At 41.1% G+C, this 559-nt stretch carries 2 tRNA genes and 1 rRNA gene; all 3 read left to right on the plus strand.

The features are described 5' to 3' along the window. Positions 1–105: ribosomal RNA gene (locus GF867_RS13645) — 16S ribosomal RNA — on the plus strand; the annotation flags it as partial. 88 nt (positions 106–193) lie between these two features. Then, positions 194–267 (plus strand) — tRNA-Ile (locus tag GF867_RS13650). 67 nt (positions 268–334) lie between these two features. Further along, a tRNA-Ala gene (locus tag GF867_RS13655) sits at positions 335–407 on the plus strand. Positions 408–559 lie beyond the last annotated feature (152 nt).

A 559-nucleotide genomic window follows, 5' to 3' on the forward strand; every position in this document is an offset into this window, starting at 1 on the left:
GGCCTAACCCTTTTAGGGAGGGAGCCGTCGAAGGTGGGATAGATGATTGGGGTGAAGTCGTAACAAGGTAGCCGTATCGGAAGGTGCGGCTGGATCACCTCCTTTCTAAGGAGTACAGGAACCTTATTATTTGGATATTGTCTTTGTTTAGTTTTGAGTGAGCTTAACGCTAACTCTATAAGGGTTTGAAAGCGGGCCTGTAGCTCAGCTGGTTAGAGCGCACCCCTGATAAGGGTGAGGTCGATGGTTCGAGTCCATTCAGGCCCATCGTATTGAATTTCAAGATTGAAAAACATACGAATATAACATATAATAGAATAACTCAATTAAAATTGGGGGCTTAGCTCAGCTGGGAGAGCGCCTGCTTTGCACGCAGGAGGTCAGCGGTTCGATCCCGCTAGTCTCCATTGTTAAATCAACTGATTTAACAATGTTGATCATTGAAAACTGAATACACAAACAAATCTTATTAATTAATTCAATGCGAGTTAGTTAATAAAACCAAAATTATAATTTCAAATAGAAAAGATATAATGAACCGAGAATTGACCGAGTCTAT

The sequence above is a fragment of the Fundicoccus ignavus genome (assembly GCF_009659375.1).
Classification (GTDB): Bacteria; Bacillota; Bacilli; order Lactobacillales; family Aerococcaceae; genus Fundicoccus; species Fundicoccus ignavus.